This window comes from Paraburkholderia diazotrophica, assembly GCF_900108945.1.
Classification (GTDB): domain Bacteria; phylum Pseudomonadota; class Gammaproteobacteria; order Burkholderiales; family Burkholderiaceae; genus Paraburkholderia; species Paraburkholderia diazotrophica.
In genome coordinates this window covers 1-16053 of the sequence record NZ_FNYE01000037.1, presented here as the reverse complement: position 1 = coordinate 16053, position 16053 = coordinate 1, and the positions used below count along the sequence as shown (strand labels likewise).

14 protein-coding genes and 2 pseudogenes are annotated in these 16053 nt (G+C 59.5%); 5 read left to right on the top strand and 11 right to left on the bottom strand.

The annotated features are described in order from the left end of the window. Window positions 1-13 precede the first annotated feature (13 nt). Both benC and BMW76_RS31715 read right to left on the bottom strand, forming a co-directional pair. Entirely contained in the window at window positions 14-2803 is a 2790-nt protein-coding gene (gene benC / locus BMW76_RS31720) for a benzoate 1,2-dioxygenase electron transfer component BenC (protein ID WP_090872423.1), read from the bottom strand. Between the two features lie 622 nt (window positions 2804-3425). Then, window positions 3426-4790, bottom strand: a complete 1365-nt coding sequence (locus BMW76_RS31715; protein WP_090872421.1) for an MFS transporter — start codon at window positions 4788-4790, stop codon at window positions 3426-3428. Window positions 4791-5051: 261 nt separating this feature from the next. Between BMW76_RS31715 and BMW76_RS31710 the strand changes: the two genes are divergently transcribed. Then, on the top strand, window positions 5052-5945 hold the full coding sequence (locus tag BMW76_RS31710; protein ID WP_090872419.1) for a helix-turn-helix domain-containing protein: 894 nt from the start codon (window positions 5052-5054) through the stop codon (window positions 5943-5945). Window positions 5946-5958: 13 nt separating this feature from the next. Here BMW76_RS31710 and BMW76_RS31705 read toward each other — a convergent pair whose 3' ends face one another. The 5 genes from BMW76_RS31705 to BMW76_RS31685 all read right to left on the bottom strand — a co-directional run bounded on the left by BMW76_RS31705 (window position 5959) and on the right by BMW76_RS31685 (window position 10270). Continuing rightward, window positions 5959-7131, bottom strand: coding sequence for a 4-hydroxybenzoate 3-monooxygenase (locus BMW76_RS31705; RefSeq protein WP_090872417.1), 1173 nt, complete (start codon window positions 7129-7131; stop codon window positions 5959-5961). Between the two features lie 638 nt (window positions 7132-7769). Continuing rightward, on the bottom strand, window positions 7770-8744 hold the full coding sequence (locus BMW76_RS31700; protein WP_090872415.1) for an alpha/beta fold hydrolase: 975 nt from the start codon (window positions 8742-8744) through the stop codon (window positions 7770-7772). Between the two features lie 157 nt (window positions 8745-8901). Then, window positions 8902-9240, bottom strand: a complete 339-nt coding sequence (locus BMW76_RS31695; protein ID WP_090872521.1) for a hypothetical protein — start codon at window positions 9238-9240, stop codon at window positions 8902-8904. Between the two features lie 59 nt (window positions 9241-9299). Beyond that, window positions 9300-9719: a hypothetical protein gene (locus BMW76_RS31690; RefSeq protein ID WP_090872413.1), complete on the bottom strand. Its 420-nt coding sequence runs from the start codon at window positions 9717-9719 to the stop codon at window positions 9300-9302. A 14-nt stretch (window positions 9720-9733) separates the two neighbouring features. Beyond that, on the bottom strand, window positions 9734-10270 hold the full coding sequence (locus tag BMW76_RS31685; protein WP_090872411.1) for a tautomerase family protein: 537 nt from the start codon (window positions 10268-10270) through the stop codon (window positions 9734-9736). 105 nt (window positions 10271-10375) lie between these two features. Here BMW76_RS31685 and BMW76_RS31680 point away from each other — a divergent pair, with 105 nt between their 5' ends. Then, window positions 10376-11416, top strand: coding sequence for a GlxA family transcriptional regulator (locus BMW76_RS31680; protein ID WP_090872409.1), 1041 nt, complete (start codon window positions 10376-10378; stop codon window positions 11414-11416). Between the two features lie 302 nt (window positions 11417-11718). On the opposite strand, the gene BMW76_RS31675 is transcribed toward BMW76_RS31680, so the two are convergent. Together BMW76_RS31675 and BMW76_RS42095 are read right to left on the bottom strand one after the other, a co-directional pair. Beyond that, window positions 11719-11985, bottom strand: coding sequence for a hypothetical protein (locus BMW76_RS31675; RefSeq protein WP_090872407.1), 267 nt, complete (start codon window positions 11983-11985; stop codon window positions 11719-11721). Between the two features lie 312 nt (window positions 11986-12297). Continuing rightward, window positions 12298-12888, bottom strand: a pseudogene (locus tag BMW76_RS42095) (hypothetical protein); the annotation flags it as partial. Between BMW76_RS42095 and BMW76_RS31665 the strand changes: the two are divergent. Beyond that, a pseudogene (locus BMW76_RS31665) lies at window positions 12888-13784 on the top strand (filamentous hemagglutinin); the annotation flags it as partial. The pseudogenes BMW76_RS42095 and BMW76_RS31665 overlap by 1 nt on opposite strands. 68 nt (window positions 13785-13852) lie before the next feature. Here the strand turns inward: BMW76_RS31665 and BMW76_RS31660 are convergent. Then, on the bottom strand, window positions 13853-14449 hold the full coding sequence (locus BMW76_RS31660; protein ID WP_090872404.1) for a TetR/AcrR family transcriptional regulator: 597 nt from the start codon (window positions 14447-14449) through the stop codon (window positions 13853-13855). Between the two features lie 271 nt (window positions 14450-14720). Here BMW76_RS31660 and BMW76_RS31655 point away from each other — a divergent pair, with 271 nt between their 5' ends. Both BMW76_RS31655 and BMW76_RS31650 read left to right on the top strand, forming a co-directional pair. After that, window positions 14721-15383 carry a DUF3313 domain-containing protein gene (locus tag BMW76_RS31655; protein ID WP_090872402.1) on the top strand — a complete coding sequence of 221 codons (663 nt, stop codon included), beginning with the start codon at window positions 14721-14723 and terminating at the stop codon, window positions 15381-15383. Between the two features lie 123 nt (window positions 15384-15506). Beyond that, window positions 15507-15713, top strand: a complete 207-nt coding sequence (locus tag BMW76_RS31650) for a hypothetical protein (RefSeq protein ID WP_245763459.1) — start codon at window positions 15507-15509, stop codon at window positions 15711-15713. 136 nt (window positions 15714-15849) lie between these two features. Here BMW76_RS31650 and BMW76_RS31645 read toward each other — a convergent pair. Beyond that, window positions 15850-16053 (bottom strand): transposase (locus BMW76_RS31645; RefSeq protein WP_143062370.1); only part of this gene is annotated, 204 nt, incomplete at its 5' end.

Below are 16053 nucleotides of genomic sequence, written 5' to 3'. Positions count from 1 at the left end.
CCGCTCATCCGCTTTAGGCCGATACCCCACCCAGCTTCACGAACAGATGCTCCGGCCCGGAGTTGGTCAGATTGTTGCCCCGCACGTACTGGATCGGCCGTGCCGGATCGAGCGCGATGTCGCCAACCTTGCGGGCCAGGGCCTTCGTCGCGATCAGCGTCTCCAGCCTGGCGAGCGGCGCGCCAAGGCATTTGTGCATGCCGTTGCCGAAACCGAGGTGGCCGCTGGAATCGCGATCGATGTCGAACGTCTCGCCCTCGGCAAACTTGCGGCTGTCGCGGTTCGCAGCCGACAGCAGCAATCGCACCACTGCGCCCTTGGGCAGATCGACGCCCGCGACAGTGGTCGCCTCGGTGGTGATGCGGCTCACGCGCTGGACGGTACCGCGATAGCGCGCCACCTCCTCGACGAAACGGTCAGCGTCGGCGGGATTTGCGCGGATACGTCCCAGCAGATCCGGCTGTTCGGCGAACATGCGAAAAGCGTTGGCGACAAGGATAGTCGTCGTGTCGTGCCCGGCGATGAAGACGAACGCGCACAGTTCCTTCGCTTCCTTTTCCGAAAGCAGCCCGTCCTTCCACATGCGCGCGATATGTCCGCCGATCGACTGGCTGTCGGTGGGAGCGAGCCGCTCCAGCGCCTGCTTCAGGTAAGCGAAGAAAGCCTTCGCGCTCTGCTCGTCGGTGCCCGTCCCCGGCGCATTGCGGGCGAGGCGCCCGAAGTAGCTAAAGGTCTCGTCCGACCAGAACTTCATCTTCTCCTCATCCTCGTTCGGCACGTCGATCATCGTAGAGATGGTCGAGATGCTGAGCGGGATGGCGAAATCGTTGACGACATCGCCGCCGCCTTTGGCAATCATCGCGTCGAGCAGGTCCTCCGCCCTTTGCGCGATCTGGTCGATAAAAGGATCGAGCGCCAGCGGCAAAAAGGACGGCTGGACAACCTTGCGCAAGCGCGAATGATCGGGCGCATCGAACAGCGTCAGGAACGTCAGCGGCGGCGGGCTGACGACCTCGGAGGAAAACAGCTTCGGATTGCGAATCGCCTGGTAGACGTCGTCATAGCGCGAGAGGAACCACACGTCCGAAGTCGCCGACTGGCAACGCAGCACGGGCGCGTGCTCCCGCATCCAGCGGTAGTGCTCGTAAGGGTCGCCTTGCGAGCCGTCATCGACGACCTTGAAGGGCTCCAGCCCCTCGGGCCAGTCCAGTTCGTGCGAATAAGGCGGAAGGATCTTGGCCGTGAATGGGCAAACCTCCTGCACGCTCTGCGGCACAGCAGGCGGGGGCAAGGGGGGCGCTGTGACCATGGGCGCCGTCTTGCCCAGCGCCATACGCTCCAGCGCCCGGCTCATCGTGGCCTTGGAATGGACCGCATGCAGCGCAATCACGTCCCGCGCCGCGTTCAGGTCGCCCAGTTCGAAGGCGGCGACTATGTCCCGGTGCTGCTGGACGATATCGCCGACGATCTCGATCTGATCGGTCAGCGCGCGAGCGATGTAGTCCTGCACGGCCAGTTGCCGGTAGAGCGCGATCAGTTGGGCGTTACCGGAGGCTTCGATCGGGAACATGTGGAAGGCGTGATTTGCCTCGATGTAGCGCGGAACATCGCTAAAGCGCCGCCCGGACACGAACTGCGCCGTCGCCTCGGCGAGCTGGCGGAAGATGATCAATTGCTCGCTCGACAGCCGGCCCATGGTCAGCTGAGCCGCGCCCAGTTCGAGAGCCATGCGCAGGTCGAAGGCTTCGTCGACATCGACGGGAGCGATGTGCTCCTCGCCCGTCTGGACCACAAGGCCGGTGCCCGCGAACTTCTCATAGTAGAAGTTGCGCGGCGTCAGCCCTTCGGACGAGAGAAAATCGCGCACTGCATCGACCATCGGCGGCGGGCCGCAGAGATAGACATCCGCATCGCCGTCGTTGAGTTGGGAGGCGACGATGTGATGGGTGACATAGCCCTTGTTGGGATGAGCACTGTCGGGGCTGGAGACGGTGCAGGCATAGGTGAAGTTCGGCAGGCGCTGCGCATAGGTTCCGAGCCGGTCGATGCCAACCAGATCCTCATCGTTGTTCACACCCAGGATCATGTGGATCGGATACGGACTGCCGCCATCCTCGACGATCTTGTCCAGCATCGAGAGGAACGGCGCGAGGCCCGTGCCCCCCGCCAGAAACAGCACCGGGCGCTCGATGGGGCGCAGGTAGAAGCTTCCCATTGGGCCGCGAAACTCGATTGTGTCCCCTACTTTGGCGGCTTCGCAGAGCCACGTCGACATCATCCCTTGACGCACATTGCGCACAAGAAAGGACACGTGCGGCTCGGACGGCCCCGAGCTGAAGGAGTAGGACCGTGTCTGATCTGTGCCGGGAACCCGGACGTTGACATACTGCCCAGGAAGGAAGTTGAGATCTGCGCGATTCTCGAGTTCGACCGAGAAGGCGATCGTGCTGTCCGACGCTCGGTGGCACGCGACGATCCGTCCCGTGTGTGAGGATGGGCCGGTACCCGAGACATCGGAGTTCGTGGCGATCTGGATCACGCAGTCGGAACGTGGGCTCATCTGGCAGGTGAGAACCTTTCGGGCGCTCGCCTCGTCCGGGCTAAGCGCGTCTTCCACGCAGTCGCCGAGAATGTACTCACCGGACTCGCAGACCGCCTTGCAGGTGCCACACACACCATCACGGCAATCGAGTGGAATATTGAGCTTGGCGCGAATGGCGGCATCGGTGACGCGCTCGCCCTCCTCGCACTCGATGAAGCGGGTCACTCCGTCCTCAAAACGGAGGGTTATCTGATGGGCCATGGCGGTGTCTCCTCTAAAGCCGCCCGAACATACCGCTCCGTATGCTCGGGCGGGGCGGCGTGCGACGTAACCGTGTTTCTCGCAAGCGCCCGGTGGGTTTAATGACACCAATTTAGAGCCTGAGCCGCATTCCCCTCAACGGACAGAGGCGACGTTCACCCGGACAAAACGTGCATTGTGATGAATGCCGGACGATCGCAGCAATCTGGACCTCGCCTGACTTCCGCGTGCACAAACGTTGATCACATTAAATCCGCCGCGCTTCGGGGCGGGTTGATCGCCACTGCTCTGGCCGCTGCGCGTGCCTGGTGGCCGAGTCGGGCTGCATCACAGCGTGATGCATTTCGAAGGTGCGCCGATCGATGGCGGCGACGCCAACGTAGCGAGCGCGCTACGTAGCGAAGAACCAGAGGTGGACGACACGGTCAAGAAGGAGCGGCGGCCGAAGCTCGAAAATGGGACGCAAGTTGAACCTTCAGCGTCCGGACGGAGCTAGATGCCGTTTCCGGCACCCTTGCAGATAACGCAAGCAACTCTGAGCCACAACAACATAGCCAGGGCGGATTCGCCGAACCGGTCTGGCGGTCTGCGGCGGGCAGAACCGTCGCAGCCGAAAAATCCATCATTCAATGGCAGGCGCCAATTTCGCCTCTTCTGCCTCCAATCTTCGCGGATGCTTCGCGACGGCATAAACACCGAACGCCGAAATCAAGGCGGGAACGGCGAGCAAACTGAACACCGAGCCGAACTGCCAGCCCAACTCCATCAACGCCGCGCCGACCAGCGCACCCGCAACGCCACCGATGCGCCCAACGCCCAGCATCCAGGCCACACCCGTCGCGCGTCCCTGAGTCGGGTAAAAGCTCGCGGCAAGGGCGGACATCGACGTCACAGCCGAGGTCACCATCGTCCCCGTCAGGAAGATCAGCGTGCCAAGCCACAACCGGTGGCCAACGCCCTGACCGACGAGCATCACCAATACTGCCGATACGACATACGTGCAGGCGATTACGCGATTGGCCTTGAAGCGATCCATCAGCCAGCCGACACTCAGATTGCCGAGCACGCCGCCCAGCGGAAACAGCGACGTCATTAGCGCGGCGCTCTCGCCAGAGAAGCCGGTGTCCTTGAAGAGCGTCGGCAGCCAGTTGGTGAGCAGATAGTAGATCAACAGGCCCATGAAATACGCGAGCCATAGCATCAACGTACCGAAGCGCAAGCGCGACGACAGAACCACGCGCAATGCCGACGAACGGTTTTCAGACGCTGCTTCCGCCGTGATGAACCGCGCTTCGGTGAGCCTTGCGTCGCGTGCGATGCGCGAAAGAACGCGAGCGATGCGCGCGTCGCCACGCTTTCCCGTCACCATGAATTGCGCGGACTCCGGCAACAGCAGCATAAGCATCAGTGTCAACCCGATCGGTCCTACGCCGCCTGCTACAAGCACGCTTTGCCAGCCGAAGTGCGGTATCAGCCACGCCGATGCGACTCCGCCAATCACAAGGCCGCACGAAAAACCGCAGAACATTGCATTCACGGCAACGGCACGAATGCGCGCGGGAGCGTATTCGGACATCAACGTCACCGCATTTGGCATCGCGGCACCGAGACCCAGCCCCGTCATGAAGCGCAATACCGTGAGCGATTCAATCGAACTCGCATGCGCCGCTGCGAAACTCCACAACCCAAAGAAAAACACCGATAAGACCAGTACCGTCTTGCGTCCCACGCGATCGGCCATCGGCCCTGCGCCCAATGCGCCAATGCCGAGACCGGCGAGCGCGGCGCTCATCACAGGTCCGAGCGCAGCGCGCGAAATGCCCCAGTCCTGAACCAGTGAAGGCGCGATGAAACCGACTGCTGCAGTATCGAAGCCATCGGCCGCGACAACCAGGAAGCACAGGACGAGTATCGTCCATTGAAAAGGCGAAAAGCGTTGGCTGTCGATGAAGTGCTGTACATCGACGGTATGTTTCGGGTGATTCATTGTGCGTCTCCTTACCATGTCTCCGTGTCTTTTTTCGTGTGCTGCTGCGCATGTGTTTCTAACTGCGGCCACGCGATGCAGATGTTTCATTGCGGATCGAATCAGCCGTTTTCGTTAGCCATCCGAATCTCTATACGTCTATCGATCAACCGAGGAATGAACCGCTCGATTCATGGAAAAAGTATAGCCACGCAGTGCGCAACGGCATTGGACAAACGGCACGCATAGCAGGACAATCCGTACAGGTCAGCAGGAGACCGCATGAGGAAAATCCCTAACTACGATTTATACGGCGAATCCGCGCGGCCGCTCTGGTACGACGCATTCAATTTCGAATGGATTCCTGAGCGCAGCCGTCCGAACGACTGGCATATCGCCGCGCATCGGCACGACGCGCTGCTGCAGGTTCTATACATTCGCAGCGGCAGCGGGCATGTCGTGATCGAAAGCGAGAAGCATGCGTTCTCGCCGCCGTGCATCGTGGTACTGCCCGCGCAAACCGTGCATGGTTTTGAGTTTTCGCCCAAAATCGACGGGCTGGTGATCACGGCCGCGCAACGCGCGCTGGAGTCGCTTTCGAAAGCGCTATCGCCTGGGCTGCTGCCCGTGATTCAGCGCCACGCCGTAATCCCCGTGAAGACGTCAGCGGGCAACGACACGCTGATGCCGCTCTTCGCGCTGCTCGAACAGGAATACCGCGGCAACGCGCGCGGTCATATTGCGGCGGGCATGTCGCTGATGATTGCACTTTTCGTGCAAGTAGCAAGGTTGGGCGATGCGGCGGCAATGCCAGCGACGAGCGCTGTCGCCGATCGTCGCAGTGGCCAGGTCAGGCGTTTTCGCGAACTGGTCGCCGCGCATTTCCGCGAGCATCGGCCTGTCGAGTTCTATGCAGGGAAACTTGGCATCACGGCCGCACAATTGAGCCGCATTTGCCGGGACGAACTCGGCCATTCGCCGATGTCGCTCGTCAACGAACATCTGATACGCGAGGCACAGCGCGATCTGGTCTATTCAGGTTTGACGATCAAGCAGATCGCGCATGCGCTCGGCTTCGAAGATGCGGCGTATTTCAGCCGCTATTTCCGCAAGCAGACGGGCGCGACGCCCAAGGAATTCCAGGCCGCGGCGCACGCCGATCTGTCATTGAGCTGAACGCACTTACCGCCTATACCGCGACGGCGCCCACGTAGTTCTCCGCCATCGAAATCGCCGCGCTGCGTGACGTCGTCACATGTTCGAGCTCTGCGACTTGCAATTGCTGCTCGAATGGCGATGCATCGTCGAGACGGTGCATCATGCGCGTCATCCAGTAGGAGAAATGCTCTGCGCGCCAGATACGCTTGAGCGCCGTTTCGCTATAGCTGTCGAGCAGATCCGAGCGGTTTTCCTGATAGAACGCGCACAGTGCGTCCGATAGAACACGCACGTCGGAGACCGCGAGATTGAGGCCCTTCGCGCCCGTCGGCGGCACGATGTGCGCGGCGTCGCCGGCAAGGAACAGGCGGCCGTGCTGCATTGTCGTCGATACGAAACTGCGCATGCCGACGATGTTCTTCTGGAAGATCTTGCCTTCCACCACCTTGTGTCCATCGTCCGAATCGACACGCGCGTGCATTTCCGCCCAGATGCGATCGTCGGACCAGTTGTCGACGGCGTCTTTCGGATCGCATTGAAAGTACATGCGCTGCACGTTCGGCGACCGCGTGCTTACCAGTGCAAAGCCGCGTTCATGGCGCGCATAGATCAATTCATCTGCCGATGGCGGCGCTTCGACGAGAATGCCGAACCAGCCGAACGGATACACACGCTGATAATCGCGGCGCAGCGTTTCAGGAATGGCATTGCGCGAAATGCCCTGCGAGCCGTCGCATCCGATGATGAAGTCGCATTGCAGTTCGCGTGCTTCGCCTTGATGCCGATAACGAATGCTAGGCGTGCCGCTTTCGATATCGTGCAGCGATACGTCCGATACTTCGAAATGCAGTGCGGCATGCGCGGCTACGCGCGCCGCAACCAGATCCTTGATGACTTCGTGCTGCGCGTAGACGGTAATCGCCTTGCCCGTCAGGTCTGTGAGATCGACGCGGCGGCGCTTGCCTTCGAAAGCGAGTTCGAAGCCATGATGTAGTGCGCCCTCAGCTTTCATGCGCTCGCCGACGCCTGTTTCCGTGAGCAGATCCATCGTGCCCTGTTCGAGCACGCCTGCACGTATCGTCGATTCGATCTGCTCGCGGCTGCGCGATTCGAGCACAACCGAGTCGATGCCCTGCAAATGGAGAAGATGGGAAAGAAGCAGTCCAGCAGGACCAGCACCGACGATGCCGACTTGAGTACGCATGTGTGTGTCTCCTGAATGCGTGTTTGATTTGGATCAAAGTGTGCCGGCCAACGTTTTATCGGGCAACACAATGACGCGAATAAGCGATATCTTGATTCGCGATAATGGATGTTGAGGGTTTTAATTGTGCGGGTAGCCTCGTCAGACGCGGAATGCGTCGGCTACCGTTGACTCGCGATCTGCCAGCCGTCGATGCGGGAGCTCGAGTTTTTTGTCGAACAGTTCAATGGCCGCCACTTGATCGCGAAGTTATCGTCTCTTGTGTGCCTGGTACTCAACCCTTCCCTGGTCCAGCAGCAGCTGAAGATTGCGCGTTGAAGTCGATCATTCCAGATGATTGGCACGGCCCAATTCGGCGCGGCTGCCACTGTTCGTTCTGGCGATCAGGACCAGCATGGAAAATTGCGAAGAATTGACGTCGTATGAACGAAGTGCCCGGTCATAGAAGCCGGTAACGACACGCGAGATGGATCGCGTTTCGCGTGAGCAAACAGTGCCGGGTTACTTCTTCGAGAAGGTCAGGCTCGAATCCCGGCTTGTTCGGTGATTTGGTTGTGATACGCCGGCATTAAAGTGTAGATGCCGCAGATGCATCATATGTCGATGTGTGCCGCTGGCTACATCGACGGCGCACTCGCTCAGTCACTCTCAGGATTGCCACCCGCGCCAAACGCGGCCCGAACTTCGTCCACCGTCTGTTTGGGTGCTTGCAGATGCGGATAATGGCCGAGTTTAGGGAAAATCGTAAGCTCCACACCGTTACGGTTCGCGTACTCAACACCCATTTCCTTCTTGATGTAGATATCCTGCTCGCCCCACACTACCTTCACGGGGACTTTCAGCTTTGCCATATTGGCTTCGAAGTAGTCCTGGTCGCGGGTGAAGTAGGAGTAATAGTGGTAGAAGGCGTCCGCCGATGTGATATCACCGCCCCAACCTTTTGCGATATCGTCCCTGAACTCCTGGGACAACGTGTAACGTTCCTCCGCCGGCATGCCGCGGAAGAATGTGTTTGCCAGAATTTCGTCACGGTTCTCGTTCATCGCGGCATGCACGGCGTCAGACGAAGGCTTCGACTTGAGTCCCTGCAGGCTTTCGTACATGTACTGTGGGCGGTTGAATGGGGCAAAGTCGCCAACGATAATCTCCCTGGCGATATTCGGTTGCTCCAATGCCGCCAGCAGCGCCGGTAGCGCCCCGATATCGGTGGCATAGATCACCAGCTTGGAACTGTCGATGCCCGACGTGCGGATATAGTCTTCCAGCACATGCGCGTAATCGATCGGCGCATAGGAGAAGCGATCGGCGCCTGGACGTGAGGACTGTCCGTAGCCCGGCCAGTCAAACGCATGCACCTCATAGTCGCTGGACAGGGATTCGACAATCGGTTTCCACGCATACATCGTCTCCGGGAAGCCGTGCAGGAACAGTACCGTGCCCTTAGGATGCGCGGGTCGATAGACCATATGACGCAGCTTGATGTCAGGATTGACCTGCATCTCGCCGACTTCAATCTTCGCTGCCGATGTGGATGACGCCGGCAGATTGCTGCATGCGGAAAGGCTCATAGCGACTGCAGAGAAGGGTGTCGCCTTCGTTAAGAGTTTGAACATGATCGTGGTTCTCGTTTAGTGCACGTGATGCATACAGTGAGGCGATGTGGTGTAGATACACCATATGCTCAAGAGAAAGTGCGTCAAGTAAATTGCACTTCAATGTTTCAGAATTCCGGACCTCTGCTGACTATTCGACAGTATGCTCCAGCGCTTTCTACTGGGGTGAAGGCGGATTCAAAAGCTTGCTCAACGGCTTCAGTGGGCCTATCGGGAGGAGCGAGAACGTCATCAAATGTGCTTTCCCCAAGGGAAGTGCTTCGAGCATTTCATGTGCTTGACCCACATCCGTAACGTTCAGGATGAACGCCACCCCGGCCCGGTCTTGCAGTGAATACCACTGATCAATCTTGCCCTCGAGGTAGAGCTGCGCCGTCTCGCGAACTTCGGTCGGAAGGATGCGTTGGACAAGTTGCATGTCCGTGCCTTGGGGAAAGGTGCCAATCGCCAGTATTTTCGTAGTTGGCGTGGTTGGCATCGGAGTAGTGTGTGCCATGGAGACTCCAGTCGAAGCGACCATCGCGGACGCTGTTGTCAAATTAAGAAGAAGGCGTTTCATAGGGCCGCGGCTTCGGGTCCCGTCAGATAGCAATCGCGGAAGCGCTCATCGACGCGTTCCCACATCAGTTTCGAGAACAGCAGCGCTGCGTCGAGCGGGCGGTGATTGATGACCACGGAATCCGTCTCGCCCTGTTCGTTCAGATGCGCGACGACCACCGTCTCGATCGGCACGCCCTGTATCTGCGAGCGATAGGATTCCATATACAAACCGTCGCCAATCGTGCCCTTGTAACTGTGATGCTGGAATTCGTAGAGCGAGACAGCGTGTTTGATCACGGCGAGAATATCGGCTCGTCCTTCGATCGGCCGCTTCAGGACCGTGGCTTCGAGCGTCGCGTTTTCAGCGAGGCTCGCCAGCCAGAGCGGCACACCGCCAGCGGGTGTCATCACGGGGGCTGTATCGTTGAATTTCATGCTGGGCGCTCCCGTTACGCTTTGCTCGTGATGTCTGCGCTAGCGGCATCGAGCGCTGCTTCGAGCGCGATGCGCGCCTTCTCGCGGCGGCGTCGCGCGAGGCGTTCAACGCCCGCGCCGCGATCGGACTCGCCCGCCAGCAGCGCATGAATATCGGGCAGCGTCCAGATCGCGCCGCGCGTCCCCCAGGTGCCATCCGGAATCTCGGTCGGGAAGACCCAGACGCGCGGCGCGACTTCGTCGAACGGCCGGTTCTCCGCGCGCGCCACCGCTTCCGTGACGTTTCTGACAAGCGCGCGACGCGATTCGTCGGTGTATTGCCCTTCGGGGGCAGACGGAATGATCCGGTAACGGATCGTATTCGTGCGCTCACCGCCGATGTAGATTGCAGCGGGCCGATGAAGATGGAATACGGTGACGCGTTGTACGATCGGATTGGCGGGATCGTAGCCTTCCGCCTCGATGAGAGTATCGGTCAGTTCCTTGACGAGGCGCGCTTCGGCCTCGGGCGTCAAGGCGTCTTCGGGCCACAGTGCATCGATCATTGGCATGGTGCTGCTCCTGCTTTCGGTTCATCGGATGCGGCCATGATCGGGGTTTACTCGCGCGGCTGGAAGTGGCAGTATCGCCATTATTCAAGGAAATTCAGACACGCAATGGCCATCGTCCGCATCTGGGTCTATGACGGAATTCTCGCGTCCGGCGTCGCGGGTCCCGTCGACGTATTCAGCGCGGCCAATCAGTTCCATGCGCGCATTGCTGCGCCACGCTCGGCCTCCGCGCCCGTGTTCGCGTGGCGCGTGGAATCGCTCGACGGGCGGCCCGTCACGGCTGCGTCAGGCCAGATCATTCACGTCGACGGCAAGATCGACCCGCGCAAACGGGCCGACGCCGTTCTGCTGACGGCACCGTTCTTCTCGACCATCGACGAGTTCATCGGACGACGCGAGCAGTTGAACGAACTGTCTTCCGCGCTGAGGCGCCAACGCAAGGCAGGCACCGTGCTGGCGGCTTATTGCACGGCCAATTACCTGCTCGCGGAAGCCGGCCTGCTGGATGGCCGCGCCGCGACGACGCACTGGGCAAGAGCCGCGGACTTCGCGCGCCGCTATCCGCGTGTCGAAGTTCGCGCACAGGAACTGCTGATCGCGCAAGACGGCATCATCTCGGGCGGTTCCGTGACGTCGTATCTGAATCTCGCAATACGGCTCGTCGAAACGTTCGCCGGCGACGCGCTCGCCACGATGACCGCGAAGGCGCTGTTGATAGACATGAACCGGACTTCGCAGGCTTCCTATGCAACGCTTCTCGATGAACATGGGCACACCGACACGCTTGTCGCACGCGCCCAGCAGCAGATGGAGGCTACGTTGCAGCAGGGATTCCGGTTGAGCGATCTGGCGGCGTCGCTTGCTGTCAGCGAGCGCACGCTCAATCGCCGTTTCAAGGAAGCCGTCGGGCTCGCACCATTGACGTATCTGCAGAATCTGCGCATCGAGGTTGCGAAACGGTTACTGGAAACGCGTCCGATTGCGCTCGAATCGGTTAGCCAGCGTGTCGGCTATGGCGATATCAGCACGTTTCGGCAATTGTTCAAGCGCAAAACCGGATTGTCGCCGAGTGAATATCAGATGCGTTTTTCGCGGGCCACGGCGGCGGAGAGTGTAGAAGTCGAGCCAGGCCGCAATGGCGGCTGAGGTTTCACGGCGTCACGCCGCAGTTCTCGTCATTTCCTCCCTCTCGCCCCGCACCTTTCGTTTGTATGCCAACTTATCTGCAAACAGATAGGGATACGCGCGCGTACACACTACCAACTTTTGGACATGAGTTGGATATGTTGATCCGCTCGAATACGCCCATTGCGAGAAGGCCGCACGACATCTCGTGTGCGAGATGGGATTTGTCGGAATTGCGCAGGATGGAATCGAGCTCTGGAAGTTTTGTACCGAAGGAAGCGTTGAAAGCTATACGGTTACCTCGTCCAACATCAGCGGGAAAACTACCGAGGGTTACGCTTCGCGTTTGATCTGCCCATGACAAGGCAATAGGCTGTGTTCCCGAACGCATAGGCAAGTGACGCGAAAACGAGGTAGCTGTCAGCGAGCTTGTCGTAAAAGCGCTCGACCACGTCTCGGACGATAAGTGGATTACCAACCTCAACAAATTCTTGAAACACTAAGGGCATGCGGTAGGAAAAGAATGCCGCACCGGCGAGCAAATCATAGCCGACCAAGCATTCGTTGATGCCGACAATCAGACGTCGCAACAAGCAATGCCTGCGGCACCAGACCTACATCCGCGTAGCCAATGTTCAGGCACCAGCCTTCCGGCGTTTGAAAGTGTCCCCATGTATTTGGGTCAGACGTCAGCAGCGTTCCCAATATCTTTTGCCCGGAAGCACGGGCTTCCATGTCACTGCGAGAATCGCAGGTTACCCACGTTAACATGTCGAATTTAGTCATGGTCATTTGGCGATAATGGTAAGTACCTTTCCGTTCAGTTCAACGAACTGGATTTTGGAGCCCGTACCAGTTACTCCAGGCAAATAGAACTCCCGCAAGTTGCTACCTAGTACCGTCGCGCTGATCGTGTAACCACCAACGCCGATATGCGCACCCGTCATCGACACGTTGCCAGCCGATTGAACCGTTGCCTGTTGCTGCGCGGCCGTACCGGCCACCGATACGTCGCCATTCGCGGACAGCAGCAGATCACCCGCGTTCGCGGCCAGTTGCCCGTCGGTGCGCACACCCATGCCCGCTGCCGTGCTGATGACCTGAATCTGTCCCGCCGCCATCGCGCCGAATGCGGTCGCATCGATCGCAAGACCGTTGTTCGCGTTGCCGTTTGCGGCATTGATTGCCGACGCCGTATTGACGCTGCCATTCGACGACGTGCCATACGTCGTACCCGTATCCGACACGGCAGAGGGCAACACGAACTGCCGCCTTGCAATGGCGTTGATGCGTGTGCCCGCGTACAGCGGGGCATTGACGCCGATGGTTTCAGCAATCAGGTCGATGGTGTCGACCGTGCCTTCGATACCCGCGCCCGGACCGTTCGCACCCGCATTGCCTTCGATCTGGATATGACCGCCCGTGACGTTGTAGCCGACGGCCGTCGCGTGATCGAAGTCTGTTCGCGTTCCGTTCAGATCGCTGAGGAACTGTCAAGAGCAGCCAGGACATCGTGAATGTCGGCTCGCTGGTTCAAGGACAAACGCAAACCTCAGGCGATGCCGATTCGAAAGGCGCAGTCACGCTCAACGCGTCGGGCAACGTGCTGAATCAGTCGACCACCAGCTCGAAGCTCGGCGTGCTGTTTGGTGTGAACGGCGACGTTGTCGTCAGCGCGGGCGGCAACATCACCAACGAAGACGCGCGCATTCTGTCGAACGGCAATGTCACGCTCACGGCAGTTGGTGACGTCGACAACATCATCGATCATTCGAGCGGCGTGAATGGCGGCAATGCCGTCGGCTATTCGAACAAGAGCTGGCGGCTGATTTTCGTGCAGCACCACGAGAACGGATTCACGGTCGATTACGGCGCGCTCGCCGATCCTGACAAGCTCTCGTACATCACGGCCGACAGTGGCAACGTCACGATCAACGCGCGCAACGTCAATAACGTCGGCGGCTCAATCCTGTCGGACAACGGCAGCATCTCAATCGCCGCCGCGCAGAATCTGCTCACGCAGGGCGTGTTCACGGGACAGGCGTCGTATCACCAGTCGTGCTTCATCTTCTGCCGCGCCAGTGCGTCCAGCACCGTGCAGGCGTTTGGTGGCGTGATTGAAGCAGGCAAGGACACCACGCTGAAGGCGGGCACGCAGATCACCAATACCGGCGGCACCGTTGTCGCCATTGGCAACCTGAAACTCGATGCACCGAAGACGCTCGCGCAAGGCGTGCCCGGCTACACGGTCATCAACCGGCGCAACGACCTGAAGGCGTGGTTCGGCAACACGTGGGCAGCCATCTATGCCGCCGATACGGGCGGCATGTTCACGGGCGAAACCGGCCAGGTCGAACTGACGGGCGAAGCGGACATCGACGGCGGCTCGAATCGGAGCACCTCTTCTAGTGCCGGAATACTTAATCTTCTTTGCGTCCATGGTTGTCGTGCCAAACGTCAACGTGCGACTTTCTTGCGCACTTTTGCCGGCTGCATTTGATCTATCCACGCCGACTCGTCAAGCAAGCGTTCAAAGAGCCGGTTCATCATCGCATCCGGCAACGGCGAAAGCCCTAGCAGAGAATTGAACGCGAGGCCGCTGGCGGCGAAGTAGCGCAACAAGGAAAGTTCGAGGTCGCTCGACTCTTCCCGCAGTTTTTTCATTCTTTCGGCATCGGTTACCTTGAACTCAGCGAGAAGCTCCGGACTCTCGACCAGTGCAGCAAGTACTGCGCGCGCGACAGAATGCGGCTGCTTGACGGATTCCCGATAGATGGCGATCTGCGATGACAGACACGGTTCCGTCTTTGTTGTGCCCACCTTCGCCATATGCGCATGCGCGATTTGCTCGAACTGCTGCCGCTGATGTTCGAGCAATGCCTTGAGCACGCCATTCTTGGTACGAAACTGATGCAGCAACCCGCCTTTGCTGATTCCGCTCTCGCGCGACAGTGAATCGAACGTGAGGCCGCCCACACCTTCACGCGTGAGAATCGTCAGTGCGGCCTCAATGGCCTTCTTGCGAGTATTTTCCGAACGTGTCTGGTTATCCATTGATCTTGAAAGTGACGTCATTCGAGCCGGTTAGCTACCTGTTTGCCGAAGTCGTGGCCGCGCAAGCCCGACACGCCAGCTACTGAAAAGCTGTAAGCAGCATATCGCCCGAACCGGGAAACCCAGATTGTACGCTCGGCGTCTCGAATGCAGAAACAAACCGGATAGACGGTTTACATTCGAAACCGACGATGCTACGCTTCGGCTACGTCGGCTTTGACACGAATCGAAACGCCGCCGACATCTGACATCCACTCGCAAGGAACGATAAATGCCCAACATGAGACCCGCCCTGCTGCTTTTCGTCGGCGCGCTAACGCTTGCCCTGACGGCATGTTCGAGTGTGCAGCCCGTTGCCTACTCGGGCATTTCGTCATCGCCGCAACTGAAGCAGAACCGGGAGGATGACGCGGCAAAGGTGCCTTACCGGTATGCCGCTCCCGTCGTCTGGTCGCGTTACACGCAGGTCATGATCGACCCGGTCGTCGTGTATCGGGGCAATGACAACCAGTTCGCGGATATGCCGGAGGACGACAAGGCCGCGCTCGCGGATTACATGGGCAAGACGTTTGCGACGAAGCTCTCGAAGCGTTTCGAAATCGCCAGCCAGCCTTCGCCTGCGACCTTGCGCGTCAAGCTCACGCTGACAGGCGCGGAAAAGACCACTGCGCTCGTCGGACAGGTGATGCACTTCGACATCGCGGGGAACCTCTACAACAGCGTCCAGGCAATCCGCGGAGGCAAAGGCGCGTTCAGCGGCTCGGTCACATACGCCGTCGAGGTGTATGACAGTTCCAACAACCGCCTTTTGCGGGCGTATGTGTCGAAGCAATATCCGAACGCGATGAATCTGCCTGCTGCATTCGGATCGCTCGGGGCGGCCAGAACCGGCCTCGACAAAGGTGCCGAAGCCCTCGTCGCCCAACTGCAATAAGAGACGGCGAGCCCAACGGCCGACATGCGGCGAAGCAAGGGGTTCGCGTTGCAAGGTTGTGTCCACGACAGCAGCCGCACGTCGACACGGACGGCTGCTCATCAACTGTTGGATCGGGAAATGATGCGCGCAGTGACAGACCTCCTGATCACGACACCGCCGCCGTTGATGGTGGTGATCGTGTTCGCAGTGACGTACTTCGTCGTGGGACTACCCGTCCACTTCACGCGAGGGGCTGGATACCGGGATGTGCTCGGAACGACGGCGGGCGTGTTCGTTGCGCTCGCCTACATCACGCTGGTTGTCCACTTTCATGCGAACGCCCGCTAAGGCAACGCTGAACAAGCCGTTGTTTTCATCCATTCGGGCGCAAACAGAGGCAGATTGATCGTGAGAGAAGCTTTCCGCTTGTTTTTTCCTGCCCACCAGGGCGTTGCGTACGGGCCTTCGGCCCGCATTTCGCCCATTACGGGCGGACCTGTGCCATCAATCGTCTGCGCGAGAGATAGACGTTGGTCAACGCCAGCGCGACGAAGGCGCGATTGGCGTTCTTCGCCAGACCGCGATAGCGCACCTTCGTGAAGCCCCACAGGCGCTTGACCACAGCAAACACGTGCTCAACCCGAGCACGGATCTTCGATTTGTTGCGATTCTTGCCGCGCGCTACCTC